The sequence below is a fragment of the Desulfovibrio sp. ZJ200 genome, from assembly GCF_011039095.1.
Lineage (GTDB): Bacteria > Desulfobacterota > Desulfovibrionia > Desulfovibrionales > Desulfovibrionaceae > Desulfovibrio.
Window position 1 is genome coordinate 18182 of sequence record NZ_JAAKEH010000017.1, and the last position, 13923, is coordinate 32104.

Annotated in this window: 14 protein-coding genes; 11 read left to right on the plus strand and 3 right to left on the minus strand. The window is 58.8% G+C overall.

Translation table 11 applies throughout. The annotated features are described in order from the left end of the window. Positions 1–60 precede the first annotated feature (60 nt). Together G7Y52_RS06730 and G7Y52_RS06735 are read right to left on the minus strand one after the other, a co-directional pair. A complete protein-coding gene (locus G7Y52_RS06730) occupies positions 61–495 on the minus strand; it encodes a DVU0524 family FlgM-associated protein (protein WP_165068578.1) in 435 nt (144 codons plus the stop codon). 242 nt (positions 496–737) lie between these two features. After that, the gene (locus tag G7Y52_RS06735) at positions 738–1607 is read right to left on the minus strand and encodes a methylenetetrahydrofolate reductase (protein WP_165068583.1); all 870 of its coding nucleotides are present in this window, start codon (positions 1605–1607) and stop codon (positions 738–740) included. 566 nt (positions 1608–2173) lie between these two features. Here G7Y52_RS06735 and G7Y52_RS06740 point away from each other — a divergent pair. From G7Y52_RS06740 to G7Y52_RS06755, 4 genes are all read left to right on the plus strand, one after another. Beyond that, positions 2174–3151 (plus strand): phosphodiester glycosidase family protein, encoded by a 978-nt coding sequence (locus tag G7Y52_RS06740; RefSeq protein ID WP_241159625.1) that lies wholly within the window; start codon positions 2174–2176, stop codon positions 3149–3151. Between the two features lie 220 nt (positions 3152–3371). Next, positions 3372–3752 carry a desulfoferrodoxin gene (locus G7Y52_RS06745; RefSeq protein WP_165068588.1) on the plus strand — a complete coding sequence of 127 codons (381 nt, stop codon included), beginning with the start codon at positions 3372–3374 and terminating at the stop codon, positions 3750–3752. 114 nt (positions 3753–3866) lie between these two features. Beyond that, complete coding sequence (locus G7Y52_RS06750; RefSeq protein ID WP_165068593.1) at positions 3867–4004, plus strand: rubredoxin; 138 nt, start codon at positions 3867–3869, stop codon at positions 4002–4004. A 609-nt stretch (positions 4005–4613) separates the two neighbouring features. Next, entirely contained in the window at positions 4614–5819 is a 1206-nt protein-coding gene (locus tag G7Y52_RS06755) for an FprA family A-type flavoprotein (RefSeq protein ID WP_165068599.1), read from the plus strand. A gap of 254 nt (positions 5820–6073) precedes the next feature. Here the strand turns inward: G7Y52_RS06755 and G7Y52_RS06760 are convergent, their stop codons facing one another. Next, positions 6074–7237 carry a LarC family nickel insertion protein gene (locus G7Y52_RS06760; RefSeq protein WP_165068603.1) on the minus strand — a complete coding sequence of 388 codons (1164 nt, stop codon included), beginning with the start codon at positions 7235–7237 and terminating at the stop codon, positions 6074–6076. 244 nt (positions 7238–7481) lie between these two features. On the opposite strand from G7Y52_RS06760, the gene G7Y52_RS06765 reads away from it, so the two are divergent. The 7 genes from G7Y52_RS06765 (at position 7482) to G7Y52_RS06795 (ending at position 13904) form a co-directional block, all read left to right on the plus strand. Then, positions 7482–8150: a CBS and ACT domain-containing protein gene (locus G7Y52_RS06765; protein WP_165068619.1), complete on the plus strand. Its 669-nt coding sequence runs from the start codon at positions 7482–7484 to the stop codon at positions 8148–8150. A 275-nt stretch (positions 8151–8425) separates the two neighbouring features. Next, on the plus strand, positions 8426–8743 hold the full coding sequence (locus G7Y52_RS06770; protein WP_165068622.1) for a TusE/DsrC/DsvC family sulfur relay protein: 318 nt from the start codon (positions 8426–8428) through the stop codon (positions 8741–8743). Positions 8744–9013: 270 nt separating this feature from the next. Further along, positions 9014–11452 carry a PBP1A family penicillin-binding protein gene (locus tag G7Y52_RS06775; protein ID WP_165068626.1) on the plus strand — a complete coding sequence of 813 codons (2439 nt, stop codon included), beginning with the start codon at positions 9014–9016 and terminating at the stop codon, positions 11450–11452. 30 nt (positions 11453–11482) lie between these two features. Further along, the gene (locus tag G7Y52_RS06780; protein ID WP_165068631.1) at positions 11483–11662 is read left to right on the plus strand and encodes a hypothetical protein; all 180 of its coding nucleotides are present in this window, start codon (positions 11483–11485) and stop codon (positions 11660–11662) included. A gap of 433 nt (positions 11663–12095) precedes the next feature. Next, complete coding sequence (locus tag G7Y52_RS06785) at positions 12096–12365, plus strand: hypothetical protein (RefSeq protein WP_165068475.1); 270 nt, start codon at positions 12096–12098, stop codon at positions 12363–12365. After that, positions 12281–13078 carry a RepB family DNA primase gene (locus tag G7Y52_RS06790; RefSeq protein ID WP_241159630.1) on the plus strand — a complete coding sequence of 266 codons (798 nt, stop codon included), beginning with the start codon at positions 12281–12283 and terminating at the stop codon, positions 13076–13078. The genes G7Y52_RS06785 and G7Y52_RS06790 overlap by 85 nt, the downstream gene beginning before the upstream one ends. 154 nt (positions 13079–13232) lie before the next feature. Beyond that, the gene (locus tag G7Y52_RS06795) at positions 13233–13904 is read left to right on the plus strand and encodes a hypothetical protein (protein ID WP_165068639.1); all 672 of its coding nucleotides are present in this window, start codon (positions 13233–13235) and stop codon (positions 13902–13904) included. The last annotated feature ends 19 nt before the right edge of the window (positions 13905–13923 follow it).

Consider the following 13923-nt stretch of genomic DNA (forward strand, 5'->3'; position numbering starts at 1 on the left):
TGCGCTTTTTCCGCAGTGCCGCTTTCGGGCTGTGCGCCGTCACGGCCGCTTCCCGCCGGCTCAGTCCCTGACGGGTTCATCCAGCATGCTCTGGTCGACCTTCTGGCGCGTAATCCGCCAAAGGGCGTGGCGCGTGCGGCGTTGCTCCTCTTCCGACAAAGGGCGCGGGCCTTCGGGACCTTTGCCCACAATGCAGAGTTTCCCGCCCGGCGGGTAGGCAAACTGCACGTCCTGACCTACGGTTTTGCCCAGCTCCCGGCGGATTTCCTCCACCACGGGGTTGTCGCTGCCGGTAAAAATCAGGGTGTCAAAGAGCTCCTGCGCCACCTTTTCCACATAGACGCGGCGCTTGATCGCCGGATCCGGCTCTCGGGGGTCTCTGCCCTCCGCCAGACGCCGCTGTACCCGGAAGCGGGCCAGGCGACGCGCCGCCAGCAACTGCTGCTCGTAACAGCGCAGCATCATGCGTTTTTGTGAGGTGCTGGCGTCGGCCATGGCTTTTCCCGTCCCTGTTGGTATTTTCGTCCCTCAACGTAAAAACTTTAGACTTTTTTTTGTTTTTTTTACCAACTGACACGAGAGGCTGACCCTGGAGCAGATTACCTTTGACTTTTTATGAAAGTCAAAGGTGGCATTCAGGCGAAAAACGCGGTTTTCGCCTGAATGTACGCCGCGTTGCGGCGGCTGCCGCTTTCGCGTCAGCAGAGCATTTTCAAAGAGAAAATGCTCTAAACGCTCTAGAGTCCCACTTCCTCAGCAATCTGCAGGCAGAGATCGCCCTTGTTCAAGGTATAGAGATGAATGCCCGGAGCGCCGCAGTCCAGCAGGCGGCAGATCTGACGCACGGCGAAATCCAGCCCCGCGTCGCGCACAGCAGCGGCCCCGCCCTTGCGGTTTGCCTCCTCCAGATCCAGATAGAGCCTGCCGGGAATATTGGCCCCGCAGAGTGAAAGCACGCGGCGCAGCGAGTCAAAACTCTGAATAGGCAAAATGCCCGGCAGCACCGGCACATCCAGGCCGTGCGCGTGCAGATTTTCCACCAGGGCTTCATATTCGCGCACGTCAAAGAAAAGCTGGGTCACGGCGAAATCGGCCCCGGCGCGCACTTTTTCAGCGGTATACTCACGATCCGCGGAAAATGACGGGGATTCGGGATGTGGCGCGGGGTAGGCGGCCACGCCGATGCCCATATCCGGCTCCCGCTCGCGCGCAAAGGCCACCAGATCCGCGGCATGGCGGAAATGCCCGGCCTTCCAGTCCCAGGTCGCGCCCACAGGCGGATCGCCGCGCAGCGCCAGCACGTTGTCGACGCCCGCGGCGCGCAGATCCCGCAAAAATCCGGCAATGCCTTCGGGCTCGGCCCCCACGCAGGTCAAGTGGGCCATAGCCGTGAAACCGCGCCGGGCAAGCTCCGCCGTAACGGCCAGGGTATTCTGTTGACGCGCCCCGCCCGCGCCGTAGGTCACGGACACAAAAAGCGGCTCCAGCGCGCGCAGTTGCTCCACCGTCCTGTAAAAGCCCGGCAACTGCGCCGCATCGGAAGGGGGAAAAAATTCCAAAGAAAAAAAAGGCGCTTTGGCCGCCTGGATCTGCTTGCCTATATGCATGGTTCCCCCTTGCAGGATGCAACGCTTGTATGACCGCCTGCCCGCATTGTACGGCACTGATTTGCCTGCACACCTTGCCGGGCGCTCAAGCCGTTTCCGGCGTGAAGCGCCCTGCTGCAAGGCCACCCCGCACGCGCCTTGGACCGGCCGTCGTCCGCTGTGGCCATAAGCTCGCTGCAACGAGCCGCAGGCGCGCAAAACCCCGTCTGCTGCGAGAGTTCCAATATATCAAGATAACCTGATATGTCAAGCTGCTTTGTGCCGGAGTTCTTGCCAAACGCCAGTCCTGGTCGTAAGTGAAGGACATGCAAGCGCGTCGCATACCATCCTCAAGGTACGGGGATGCCAGCCTTTCCGCCGTAAAACTGCCGAGCCCCGCGCAAGGCCGCGTGGTCTTGCGCCGATTCGCCGCCGCATGCCGGGACGCTGCCCTGCTCCTGTTGTGCTGCTTCTTTACGGTTGCGGCGGCCGAGCCTCAACCTTCGCCGCAGACCGCCGCTTTGCCTGCCGGGAATCCCGGCGCGGTCCCGGCGGACGCATCCCCCGGGCAGGCACAAAGCCTTCCCGTGCAGGAGCACGCGCCGCCCCCGGCAAAGCCCGCTTTCAAGGCCATGTCGGACGCGGCTCAGGAGCCGGGCCAGAAAGGCATTGACCCCAAAGGGCGAGCCGCCTGGACCGAGCTTGAGCCGGGCCTGAGCTTCGGGGAATTCCAGCTTAATGAAAACGAGACCCGCCTGAGCGCCCTGCGCATTGATCCGGTCCGCTTTGACTTCCTGCTCTGCGCCGCGTCCCGGGACGGTCGCCCGGCCCGCGCCCTGCATGACTGGGGCGAGCAGTACGATCTCACAGCGGCCATCAACGCCAGCATGTATCTGCCTGACGGCAGCACCAGCACAGGCTATATGCGCCACGGGGAGCACGTCAACAACAAGCGTCTGGCGCGGCGCTTCGGGGCCTTTTTCGTGGCCGGTCCCGATGACGCGCGCCTGCCTGCCGCCGCCATTCTGGATCGGGACGATCCCCTCTGGCGGCAACGTATCGATCAGTACAGCCTGGTGATCCAGAACTACCGGATGATCAATGCCGAGCGCCGCATCCTGTGGTCGCCCGGCGGCCCGCTCTATTCCATTTCGGCCGTGGCCCAGGACGGCGACGGCCAGATCCTTTTTCTGCACTGCCGGGAGCCGGTGGAAGCCTACACTTTTGCCCAGCAGTTGCTGCATCTGCCGCTCAACGTGCGCACCGTCATGTATGTGGAAGGCGGAGCCCAGGCCGGGCTGCTGGTGCGCTCCGCCTCGCTCAGGCGCGAATTGGCCGGACGCAGCGCCGCGGATTTTCTGGTCACGGGCAATATCAAGGCCCTGCTGCCCAATGTCCTGGGCGTGCGCCGCAAACAGCGGCCGCACGCAACGGCCATTGCCGCCGAACCGCCCGCCGCGCAACGAGATGCCCCTGAAAAACGCAGTGGAGAGCCCCTTGGGCTGAACGCGCCGCCCATGAGCCCCGCGGCTCCGGCTCTGCCGTCTCCGGCAGACCAGCCCTAGAGCATTTTGCTCATGAAAGCAGCTAAACGCTCCAGACATAAAAAAGGCTTTACAAAGCAAGGAATTTTTTACACACTGAGAGTCGATTCCGAAAAGGGCGAAAAAGTTCCCGCGCCTGCCGGGAGCCGCTTTTCGGAAAAACACGCTCAGCGGGCATGTGCCCGCCCACATAGCTTAAAATATTTGCCCCCCCAACGGGCCGGGACAAGTGAGGAAGACCATGCCTAAACATCTTGAAATTTATAAATGCACCCATTGCGGCAATATTGTGGAAGTCCTGCATGGCGGCGGCGCAGAGATGTCCTGCTGTGGCGAACCCATGAAACTTATGAAGGAAGGCTCCACCGACGGCGCGCTGGAAAAGCATGTGCCGGTGATTGAGCGGGTGGACGGCGGCTACAGGGTCAAAATCGGCAGCGCCCCGCATCCCATGGAAGAAAAACACTACATTGAATGGATCGAGCTTCTGGCCGACGATCGCAGCTATACCAGGTTCCTGCGCCCCGGCGAGGAGCCTGAGGCCTTCTTCAAACTTGACGCCGACAAGGTGACAGCCCGCGAATACTGTAACCTGCACGGCTTGTGGAAGGCCGAAAACTAGCGCCTGCGCTGTGGAGGGCCCCGGGCGCGGCATGCGCGCCGGCGGCCTGCGGCGTATATTCGCCTGAAAAGAATGAGGCGCGGGCCTTCCGCGCCATGCCCCAAGGAGAACCCCATGGAAAAGTATGTCTGCAGTGTCTGTGGTTATGAATATGATCCGGCTGAACATGACAATGTGCCTTTCGATCAATTGCCCGACGACTGGGTCTGCCCTGTCTGCGGCGTGAGCAAGGATCAATTCAGTCCGGCCTAGGGGCTGACCCTAGAGCATATTGCTTTTGAAACGCTCGCTCCGGCGCTTAACGGCGAAAGTAAATTTTGCCTGCGCCTTTGCGGCGGGCAGGGCTTCGCCCTGCCAGAGCGTTTAGCTAATTTCATTAGCAAAACGCTCTAAATTGAGGGGTTTTGTTCTTTCAGCACGAAAAACAAGCTTTTTGCGAAAGGAGTGTACTCCAGCCTCAGCCGTTGGCGGCACAGCCGCCTGACGGCTGATGGCAGCAGAGCTGTGGGACTCGCTTCAGCCGGTGCGACAAAGGCTTGCCCCGGCTGAAAGAGCGGGGAAGCTACGGATAACGACAGCGATTTCTTTGACAAAGCTCTGTGCAGGCCCATTGTTGTCTTTATCCGTAAAGCTCGCCAAGCCCGGCTACGGCGAAAGCAAGAAGCAATTGAGAGGCAACCCCTGATTTTCCGACCTTTTTTCCTTCCCCGCCCTGCCGGTATTCCGGGAAGGCGGGGCTTTTTGTGAAAAAGCGCAGCGACGCGCCACCTGTGCCTTTGAGCGCAATGTAACTTTCGAGCGGATGAACGTTACAGTTGAGGCATACCTTCTCGACAGTAATCTGTTTCAGGGAGACTGTACATGCAACCTGTTGAAATCAAAAAAAATATCTACTGGGTTGGTTTCGTTGACTATGATCACCGCGATTTCCACGGCTACTCCCGCTCGCCGGACGGGAGCACATACAACGCCTATCTGATCAAGGATCAAAAAAATGTCCTCGTGGATACCGTGGCTCCCGGCTGCGCGGGCACGCTGCTCTGCCGTCTGGCCAAGACCCTTGAGCCTGAAAAAGTGGATTACATTGTGTGCAACCACCTGGAGCGGGATCACTCCGGTGCGCTGGCTGAGGTTGTGGAACGCGTCAAGCCCGAAAAAATCTTCGTTTCTCAGACGGGCCTCAAGTCCTTCGCCGGATATTTCGCAGGCAAAAACTGGCCCGTGCAGGCCGTAAAAAACGGTGAAACCCTGAATATCGGCAGCCGCAACATCGTCTTCCAGGAAACCCGCATGCTGCACTGGCCCGACAGCATGGTAAGCTACATTCCGGAAGACAAGCTCCTGATCAGCAACGATATTTTCGGGCAGAACATTGCAAGCAGCGCCCGCTTTGCCGACGACTTCGGCGATGACGCCGAATTTGAGAAGCGCATCAAAGAATACTACTACAACATTGTTCTGCCGTATTCGCCCATGGTGCTGAAAGCCCTGCCCCTCCTGGAAAAGCTCGACATCGACATGATTGCCCCGGATCACGGCCTGATCCACAGAGGCGCCAAGGCCGTGCGCTTCATTGTGGACTTCTATCGCCGCATGGCCGAACAGAAACCGCAGCAGCGCGCCCTGATATTTTACGATACCATGTGGCAGTCCACGGAAAGCATGGCCTATGCAGCCTGTAGCGGCCTGGAGGAAAACGGCGTGCCCACGCGGCTCATGTCCGTAAAACACAACCACCACAGCGCCGTGATGACCGAGCTCGCGGATTGCGGCGCTGTGCTGGCCGGCTCCCCCACCCACAACAACGGCGTGCTGCCCCTGGTGACCGCCCAGTTGGCGTATATGAAAGGCTTGCGCCCGCAAAACCGCGTGGGCGGCGCTTTTGGCTCGTATGGCTGGTCGGGCGAGGCCCCCAAATATCTTCAGGAGCAGTTGGCCTCCATGGGTATGACAATGCCCGCGGAGCCCGTGAAATGCGCCTGGCAGCCGGATCGTGACGTGCTCAAGGCCTGCCATGAGCTCGGCAGAACCGTGGCCGAAACCCTGAAGCGGAAATGTCAGGGATAAACAGGCGCAAGCCTTTCATGCAAAAGCGCGCTTTGCTTCGGCAAAGCGCGCTTTTTTACGCTTTCGACGGATGGGGTGCCGCATATCCGGCCTGAAAACGCCTCAGCCTTCTCCGGCGTCAGACGGATGCCCTGGAGCCGTTGGCCCCAAGGAATACGGCGCCGGTCAGCCACAGAGCGGTTGTCAGGGCGCACAACGCCAGGGGACGCCAAATATAGTGCAAATGCATAGAGCATTTTCAAAGAGAACACGCTCTACCCGCCTTGCCCGGTATTCGTGAAGCGCAAAGCCGGGGCTCCCACGCCGCGCCGGGCCGCCGCCGCCCGGACGGCATCGGCCTCGGGCCGCGCATAGCGCGCGCCTTCCAGAATATAGGCTTTGGCCGCCAGACGTTCGCCGCAGCAGTCCAGGGTTGTCGCCTCGCGCGGCAATATCAGCCGTTCCAGCAGTTGCCGCCGCAGCCCCAGGCTATGGGTATGGCGCAGCATGGCCTGCGCGGCGGCCGCCTCGGCCTCGGGCGGGCAGAGCACGCGCAGCAGGCCTGCGGGGCGGTTTTTTTTGCCGATGCCCGGCAGCCAGAGCACATCCAGCACATGGGGCAGATCGGCCAGGGCCGTGAGGGCCATGCCCAGTTCCTCGCCGCTGAGGTGATCCAGATGGGTCTCCAGTTGCAGCACCTGTTCCCGACCGCCTTGCGCAGCCGACGCGGTTTCGGGCACGGGTTCGCTCAGCCAGACTCTGAGGCCCGCCGGGGCCGGGCGCGAGCCGTAGCCGGTGCCCAGCCCGGCCAGCACGCCTCGGGGGCCATCCTCGAACGCGTCGGCCAGCGCATGCACAAGCGCGGCGCCCGTGGGCGTGATCAACTCCTCGCAGACGCCGCCGGGGCGCACGGGCTTGCCTCGCATCAGCCATGCCGTGGCAGGGGCGGGCAGCGGAATCAGGCCGTGAGCGCACTGCACCGTGCCTGAAAACCAGGGCAGCGGCGAAACTGCGATCCGCTTCACGCCCAACTGCTCCAGGCCCCAGCAGACTCCTAAAATATCCACGAGCGTGTCAATGGCCCCCACTTCATGAAAATGGACCTGCTCCGGCGGCACTTGATGCGCCTCGGCTTCGGCCAGGGTCAGGGCTTCCAGCGTTTTCAGGGCCCGACCGCGAACAGCGGCGCTGACCTCCACAGCCGCGAAGACCGCCGCAATATCCGCGGGATGGCGCAGCGGCTGATTGCTGTCCCAGCTCACGTCCGCCCGCCGCCCGGGGCCTGCGGCGCGGGTTTCCGGGCGCGTTTCCAGGCAACAGTCTATGCCCGCGCGGGCCAGAGCCGCGATCAGCGGGGCAAAGTCCACGCCCAGATGGCTCAGTGCGGCCAGGGTCATGTCCCCGCTGATGCCGTGCGCGCAATCAAGATATGCATCCATAATGTCGCTCCTGAAAAAAGCAGGTCCGAGAATTATGCGTCCGCCCGGGCAACTGCCGGAGAAAACGGCGCGGCAGGCGGCAGAGCAGCCGCGCCCGGCCCCGGTCGCCCGCGCGCCGGGCTTGTGCAGCATCCGCCCCTTGGTATATAGAAAAAGCCAAGCGCCGCGCAGGCCCATGCCGCTGCCGGCCTGAAAGCAGCGCGGCAAGCGCGAATGATCTCAACCGTCCACTGCCGGAGGAAGCATGCTTATACGGAATTGGATGACCGCCGACGTGATCGCCGTCACTCCCGAAACATCACTGCTCAAACTCAGCAAGCTCATGCGTGACAACAATATCCGCCGCGTGCCGGTGGTGGACGAAAAAGGCTGCCTTACGGGCATCATCTCCGACCGGGACGTGCGGGACGCCTCGCCTTCCAAGGCCACCACGCTGGACATGTACGAGATGCATTACCTGCTGGCCGAACTCAAGGCCAAAGACATTATGACTCCCCGGCCTTTCACAGTCAAACCCACGGATACCGTGGAAAAAGCCGCCATGCTCATGTTGGACAACAAGTTCGGCGGCCTGCCGGTGGTGGAAGAAAACGGGCATCTGGCAGGCATCATTTCGGATCAGGACGTGTTCAAGGCTCTGGTGACCATTACCGGCGTGCGCGAGGGCGGCATCCAGATCGGCATTGAGATCGCCAACCGGCCTGGAGCCATGAAGCCCATTTTCGATCTGCTGCGCGCGCACGGAGCCCGGATTCTTTCCGTGCTCTCGGCCAACAATCAGGAGGGCGACCGCCAGGTCTTTCTCCGTATCCGCGACATGGAAAGCCGCGAGGCCGAAGAGGCGGTGATCGCCGCGGTCAGGCAGCATGCCCGCCTGCTCTACTGGGCGCGCAACGAAGTGCACCTGGCGTGAGCCGCCGGATGTGCGGGCGCGTGTGACGTTGTTTTAGCATCCTGTTGGAAAGAAACGCTTCTTTTCCCCACCACTGCGCCAGGCTCAACGAAAAAAGCCGTGCAGGGCTTGCCATTGAAATTTTTTTATGACATAACTTTTCCTGCATCGTGATTGGGCTCACAATCACGGCCCACATTTGAGGAATTCGGTCGGGATCGTCAATTCCGGCTGGCATAGCGCCGAGGCATATCGTCCCGGCGAAAATGAGCAATATCTGTCCAAGGAGGACACGCATGGCTGAGATCACCTATAAAGGCAAAAGCTTTGAAGTTGATGAAGATGGTTTCCTGCTGCGTTTTGACGACTGGTGCCCCGAATGGATGGAATATGTGAAGGAATCCGAAGGCATTTCCGATATCACCCCTGATCACCAGAAGATCCTTGATTTCCTGCAGGATTATTACAAAAAGAACGGCATTGCGCCCATGGTGCGCATTCTCTCCAAAAATACGGGCTACAAGCTGAAAGAAGTGTACGAGCTTTTCCCCTCCGGCCCCGGCAAAGGCGCCTGCAAAATGGCCGGTCTGCCCAAGCCCACCGGCTGCGTGTAGTCCGGAGCGCAAATTTTCAGAAAAAAGCGGAAGGTTGCCCCTTCCGCTTTTTTTTGCCCGCTATGCTCCTGCCCGGGCGCGGACGCAGATGTTTGCAATCAGGGAAGCGGCTGCGAGGAAATGCAAAGGCAGCCCCCAGGGTCAACCGATGCAAACCCCGCAAAGCCGGCGCCCCGGCAGCGAGTCCGGCTGTACTTTTCCGACCGCATCACGGCGGCGATTGCGCCATGATCTCTTTACGCCGGAACAAAAAAACGGTACTGCCCTGCCATGAAGATCAGATTTTCCTGGAAAAAACTCACCCTCTGGCTGGTGGGCATCTTTTTGTTTTGCGGGCTTGTGGGCGGCGGCACGGCGGCCCTGCTTTTTTACTGGGCCTCGCGCGATCTGCCCGCCATCACCCGCATTGCCGACTACAATCCGCCGCAGGCCACCACGGTCCTGGCGCGCGACGGCTCCGTGCTGGGCCTTTTCTACCATGAAAAGCGCTTTGTCATTGGCCTCAAGGACATGTCGCGCTTTCTGCCCCTGTCTTTCCTCGCCGCCGAGGACGACTCCTTTTACCGGCACATGGGCGTGAACCCGGTGGCCATCGCGCGCGCGGCGCTGATCAACTTCCGCACCGGCACCAAGGGCCAGGGCGGCAGCACCATCACCCAGCAGCTCATCAAGCAGCTTCTGCTCACCTCGGAGCGCAGCTTCACGCGCAAGATGAAGGAGGCCATTCTGGCCTATCGCCTGGAAAAAAATCTTTCCAAGGACGAGATCCTGACCATTTACCTCAACCAGATTTATCTGGGCGAGCACGCCTACGGCGTGGAGGCCGCGGCGCGCACCTATTTTGGCAAGCACGCCTCGGACATCACCCTGGCTGAAAGCGCGGTTATTGCCGGGCTGCCCAAGGCCCCCAGCAAATTTAATCCCTTCCGCCATCCCGAGGCCGCCAAAAACCGCCAGATGTATGTGCTGGGCCGCCTGCGCGACCTGAAATGGATCACCCCCGAGGAATATGCGCAGGCCGCTGCCGAACCCCTGGTCTACTGGAGCATGCCCGAAGGCCAGGGCGGGGCCGCGCTCTGGTATCTGGAAGAGGCCCGCCGCCTGCTCATCGAATTTTTCACCGAGCACAATCTCAAGGCCCTGGGCGTGGAGACGCGCAAATACGGCGAGGATTATGTGTACGAGGCGGGCCTGACCGTGCGCACGGCCATGGCGCCCGCCCATCAGCAAGCCGCAGGCCGCGCCCTGCGCCGGGGTCTGGAAGAACTGGACAAGCGGCAGGGCTGGCGCGGCGCTTTGCAACATCTGGATGCCGAGCAGCAGCGCGCTTTTCTGGCCGCCTCCGCTTTTGCCCCCCTGGATCTTGCCGGCAAGGCCTGGGTCAAGGCCCTGGTCACCGCCGTGGACGCCAAAGAGGCCCGCGTGGCCCTGGGCCAGGGCTATACCGGCCTGATTCCCGTGGCCAACATGTCCTGGGCGCGCAAGCCCAATCCCAAGGTGGCGGGCATTTACGCTCCGGCGGTCAAAGACGCCAGACTGGTGCTCAGGCCCGGCGATGTGATCTGGGTTTCGGCCGCCGAGCTGAAAATGAGGGAAACCGGCCCCAAAGGCCGCAAAGAGCAGAAAAGCGTGCCCTTTGATCCGGCCGCGGTTCGGAAAGAAACGCCCATTCCCCTGCTCTTGCAGCAGGAGCCCGCCGTGCAGGGCGCTCTTGCCTCGCTTGAGCCCCAGAGCGGCGACGTGGTGGCCCTGATCGGCGGCTACCGGTTCGGCGAAAGCCATTTCAACCGCGCCACGCAGGCCCGCCGCCAGCCCGGCTCCAGCTTCAAGCCCGTGGTGTACTCGACGGCGCTGGATTTCGGCTTCACGCCGTCCTCCATTGTGCTGGACGCGCCTTTTGTCTATGTGAACCCCTATACCAATGAAGTCTGGCGGCCTTCCAACTACGAGCACAACTATAAGGGCGAGATGCCTTTGCATCAGGCCCTGGCGCTCTCGCGCAACACCAGCACCGTGCGCGTGGCGCAGCAGGTGGGGATCGCCAACGTAATCCAGCGGGCCAAGGCCCTGGGCCTGGAGCCCGCCTTCCCGCAGGAGCTTTCCGTCAGTCTGGGCGCGGTGGCCGTTTCCCCGCTTAATCTGACGCAGGCCTATGCGGCTTTCGCCAATCAGGGCCTGGGCGTGCGCCCCCGGATCATTACCGCCATCAACGACGCCCAGGGCCGCGAGCTCTATCGTCAGGACGTGGAGCACTGGCAGGCCGTCACGCCCCAGAACGCCTACATCATGGACGTGCTGCTCAAAAACGTGGTCAATGCGGGCACCGGGGTCCGCGGCAAGGTGGAAGGCCGCTTCATAGCGGGCAAAACCGGCACCACCAACGAGGAGCACGACGCCTGGTTTGTGGGTTTCTCGCCCTATCTGGTCACCGGCGTCTATGTGGGCTACGATCAGTTGCGGTCTCTGGGCCGTCTGGAACAGGGCGGGCGCACCGCCGCGCCCATTTTCCGCTATTATCGCAGCGTGGTGGAAGAGATGTACGAAGCGCAGGACTTCGTCATGCCTGACGGCATCGTCATGTCCGGCGGCTTTGCATACCGGGCCGACATGCCCCTGGAGGGGGTCTCGGCCACCGCGCCCGACGCCGGGGACGGCACTGTGGTGGATACCTCCGAGGGCGGCGAGGATCTCATGCGCCAGATGTTCTGATCCGCCGCTGTGGACGCTCATTTTCGGAGGATGCGCATACCGCTCTTTTCCTGCCGCCGGGTTTGCGCCGCGCTTTTGTTTTGCGCCCGCGCTCTGGCCGCTTTTTTTCCCTGGCAGCGCCTCCTGCCCGCCTACCCGGAAAAAACCGGGGAGTCGGCGCTGCGCGTCGGTCTGGAAGACCAGTATCCGCTCTCCGCCTGTGGCTTTTAGAGCGTTTTGCTCATGAAATTAGCTAAACGCTCTGGCGACAGCGGTAGCTGGCGCCCGCGCCGAATAAGCGTCCATACCGCGTTCTGGACGCGCAATGATGGCAGCGTCGCTTTTGAAATTAGATAATTTCAAAGGCAAAATGATCTAGAAGCCCTCAAAATTCGTCAGAAACAGGAACGGGAAAGCAAGCTCTCCCGTCTGGCCAAACATGGCCTGCCGATCCTGAATATCGCCCGGCACTGCATCAAAATTCAACAGCAACAGGAATTGCGGGATATGCGCCGCCGTCTGCGAACAACGCGCAAAAAGGCGGCAGGCCGCGGTTTGAAACCTAGCTGCGTACTCGCGAATGGATGCTCAGGCGGAACGATGGAGGCACAGAAAAAGTCTGGAAGGAAACAGATACAGCCCCGCCCCGCTACAGGAGGAACCCATGCTCGGAAGCAAACAGGAACTCCGACAGTTCCAGCGTTACGCCATTGCCGTAAATGCAGATCGTTTCCGCGTGACCTGCATCAAGATGGAGCAGGACGGCGAGAAAAAGACCTTCATTCTGGATAAAAAAGATGGGGCCAGCAAGAATTTTCTCCCAACGAGCTGGCGGCAAGAATGCCTGAGATGCTTCGGCTTCAGGAACGCGGAGAAAACATCTATTACACGCCCCTTTCCGAAGGGAAACATCATATCCTCATCGACGATATGACACGGGAAAATATGGACAGGCGGAAACAGGACGGCTTCCGACCTGCCGTGATACTGAAAAGCTCGCCGGGTAACTTTCAGGCATTGCTGACCATCCCCAAACTGGGAACGGAATTTGATCGGGACGTGGGAAATCGAATTACCGAACGTCTGAACCGCGAGTACGGAGACAAGAAGCTGTGCGGGTGCATTCATCCCCACCGCGCACTAGGATTTGAAAACCGCAAGCCCAAACATCGAAAAGAGGACGGCACATATCCGCAGGTGAAACTGCTGGTTACGGAACGCCGTCAATGTGCCAAGGCACTGGAGCTGTCCCGGCAAATCGACCGGGAGGATGCCGAAGCTGCCCGCAAACGAACGTTGGTACGTCAGGCTCCATCGTCAAGCCTGCGCCCCGGTGATCCTGCATCGGCCTATTACGCGCATCTGGAGAATATCCGCAGACATCTGGTCATTGAGGATCATTCCCGTGCGGACACCATGATTGCCCTGCGAATGAGGGCCAACGGCCACAGCCGGGAAGCTGTTGCCGAAACTATCCGCACCTATGCCCCGACCATCCGCGAGAGCGCAAAAGGCAGGGACTGGCAACGCTACGCCGAGCGAATAGCCGATTACGCTTTCGGCATGGCCGGAGATCGGGACATGATGCGCAATCAGCGATACTGGCCTCTATGGCGCAAGATCGAAGGGCTGGATAAAATAGATTAATCAATATTCATAATACGATAATTTCAATAGAGCGCCCCCATAACATACGTCTACCTGTCCGACTTGTGCACAAGGCTTGCCCCCAAAAAAAAGGGGGGATATACATAACAAGCAGTTGGCAATAAAGAAACAATATACTTCTGAAGGAGTCTGTATGATTTCTGTAATCTATGAAAAAGTTTGTGCATTTTTCAAGGATCACAGCTTTCAAAAATTCTACAACATATCATGCGGAATAGGAACTCTTATTGTAGCAATTTCAGGATTTTATTTATCTACGCAATTTAATATTACAAAAGATAAAGAGATAGAAATTATGCAGACAATTATTCAGGATAAAAGAAATATATTTGAGGAAACGTCAAATTTATTAAATACAAGATTGTTTGATTTTAATAGATTGCTATGGGTTATTGATGATATTAAAACAAATAAAGACATAACAGAAGAAATTAAATCAAAAATAAATGATAAAGAGAAGATTTATTATGACTCAATCAGGCAATTTAATATAGATATGCATAAAATATCAAATCAACTTCAATATATTTTTGACAAAGAAATTGCAGAATTGTTTTCTATACAAAATGACAGCAATGTATCACCAAAAGGAATATTCGGAAAATTTATAAAATTACATAATGATACATTATATATAATAAATTGTATTTCAAATAAAAAAGATATCCCATACAGAGAAAAAATTGATGCTCTTGATAAACAAAAATATGATATATCAAATCATGTATTTTTAATATTAGACATAATGGCTAAAAAAACTTTTGAAAAGTCAAACATGATCAAAAATTTAATTGATGAGGAATAGAAATATCTGGCATGCTATT

Excerpts from the sequence above, each read along its gene's own strand:
- G7Y52_RS06730 (WP_165068578.1), bottom strand. The coding sequence starts at position 495 with ATGGCCGACGCCAGCACCTCACAAAAACGCATGATGCTGCGCTGTTAC.
- G7Y52_RS06735 (WP_165068583.1), bottom strand. The coding sequence starts at position 1,607 with ATGCATATAGGCAAGCAGATCCAGGCGGCCAAAGCGCCTTTTTTTTCT.
- G7Y52_RS06745 (WP_165068588.1), top strand. The coding sequence starts at position 3,372 with ATGCCTAAACATCTTGAAATTTATAAATGCACCCATTGCGGCAATATT.
- G7Y52_RS06750 (WP_165068593.1), top strand. The coding sequence starts at position 3,867 with ATGGAAAAGTATGTCTGCAGTGTCTGTGGTTATGAATATGATCCGGCT.
- G7Y52_RS06755 (WP_165068599.1), top strand. The coding sequence starts at position 4,614 with ATGCAACCTGTTGAAATCAAAAAAAATATCTACTGGGTTGGTTTCGTT.
- G7Y52_RS06760 (WP_165068603.1), bottom strand. The coding sequence starts at position 7,237 with ATGGATGCATATCTTGATTGCGCGCACGGCATCAGCGGGGACATGACC.
- G7Y52_RS06765 (WP_165068619.1), top strand. The coding sequence starts at position 7,482 with ATGCTTATACGGAATTGGATGACCGCCGACGTGATCGCCGTCACTCCC.
- G7Y52_RS06770 (WP_165068622.1), top strand. The coding sequence starts at position 8,426 with ATGGCTGAGATCACCTATAAAGGCAAAAGCTTTGAAGTTGATGAAGAT.
- G7Y52_RS06775 (WP_165068626.1), top strand. The coding sequence starts at position 9,014 with ATGAAGATCAGATTTTCCTGGAAAAAACTCACCCTCTGGCTGGTGGGC.
- G7Y52_RS06780 (WP_165068631.1), top strand. The coding sequence starts at position 11,483 with ATGCGCATACCGCTCTTTTCCTGCCGCCGGGTTTGCGCCGCGCTTTTG.
- G7Y52_RS06785 (WP_165068475.1), top strand. The coding sequence starts at position 12,096 with ATGCTCGGAAGCAAACAGGAACTCCGACAGTTCCAGCGTTACGCCATT.
- G7Y52_RS06790 (WP_241159630.1), top strand. The coding sequence starts at position 12,281 with ATGCTTCGGCTTCAGGAACGCGGAGAAAACATCTATTACACGCCCCTT.
- G7Y52_RS06795 (WP_165068639.1), top strand. The coding sequence starts at position 13,233 with ATGATTTCTGTAATCTATGAAAAAGTTTGTGCATTTTTCAAGGATCAC.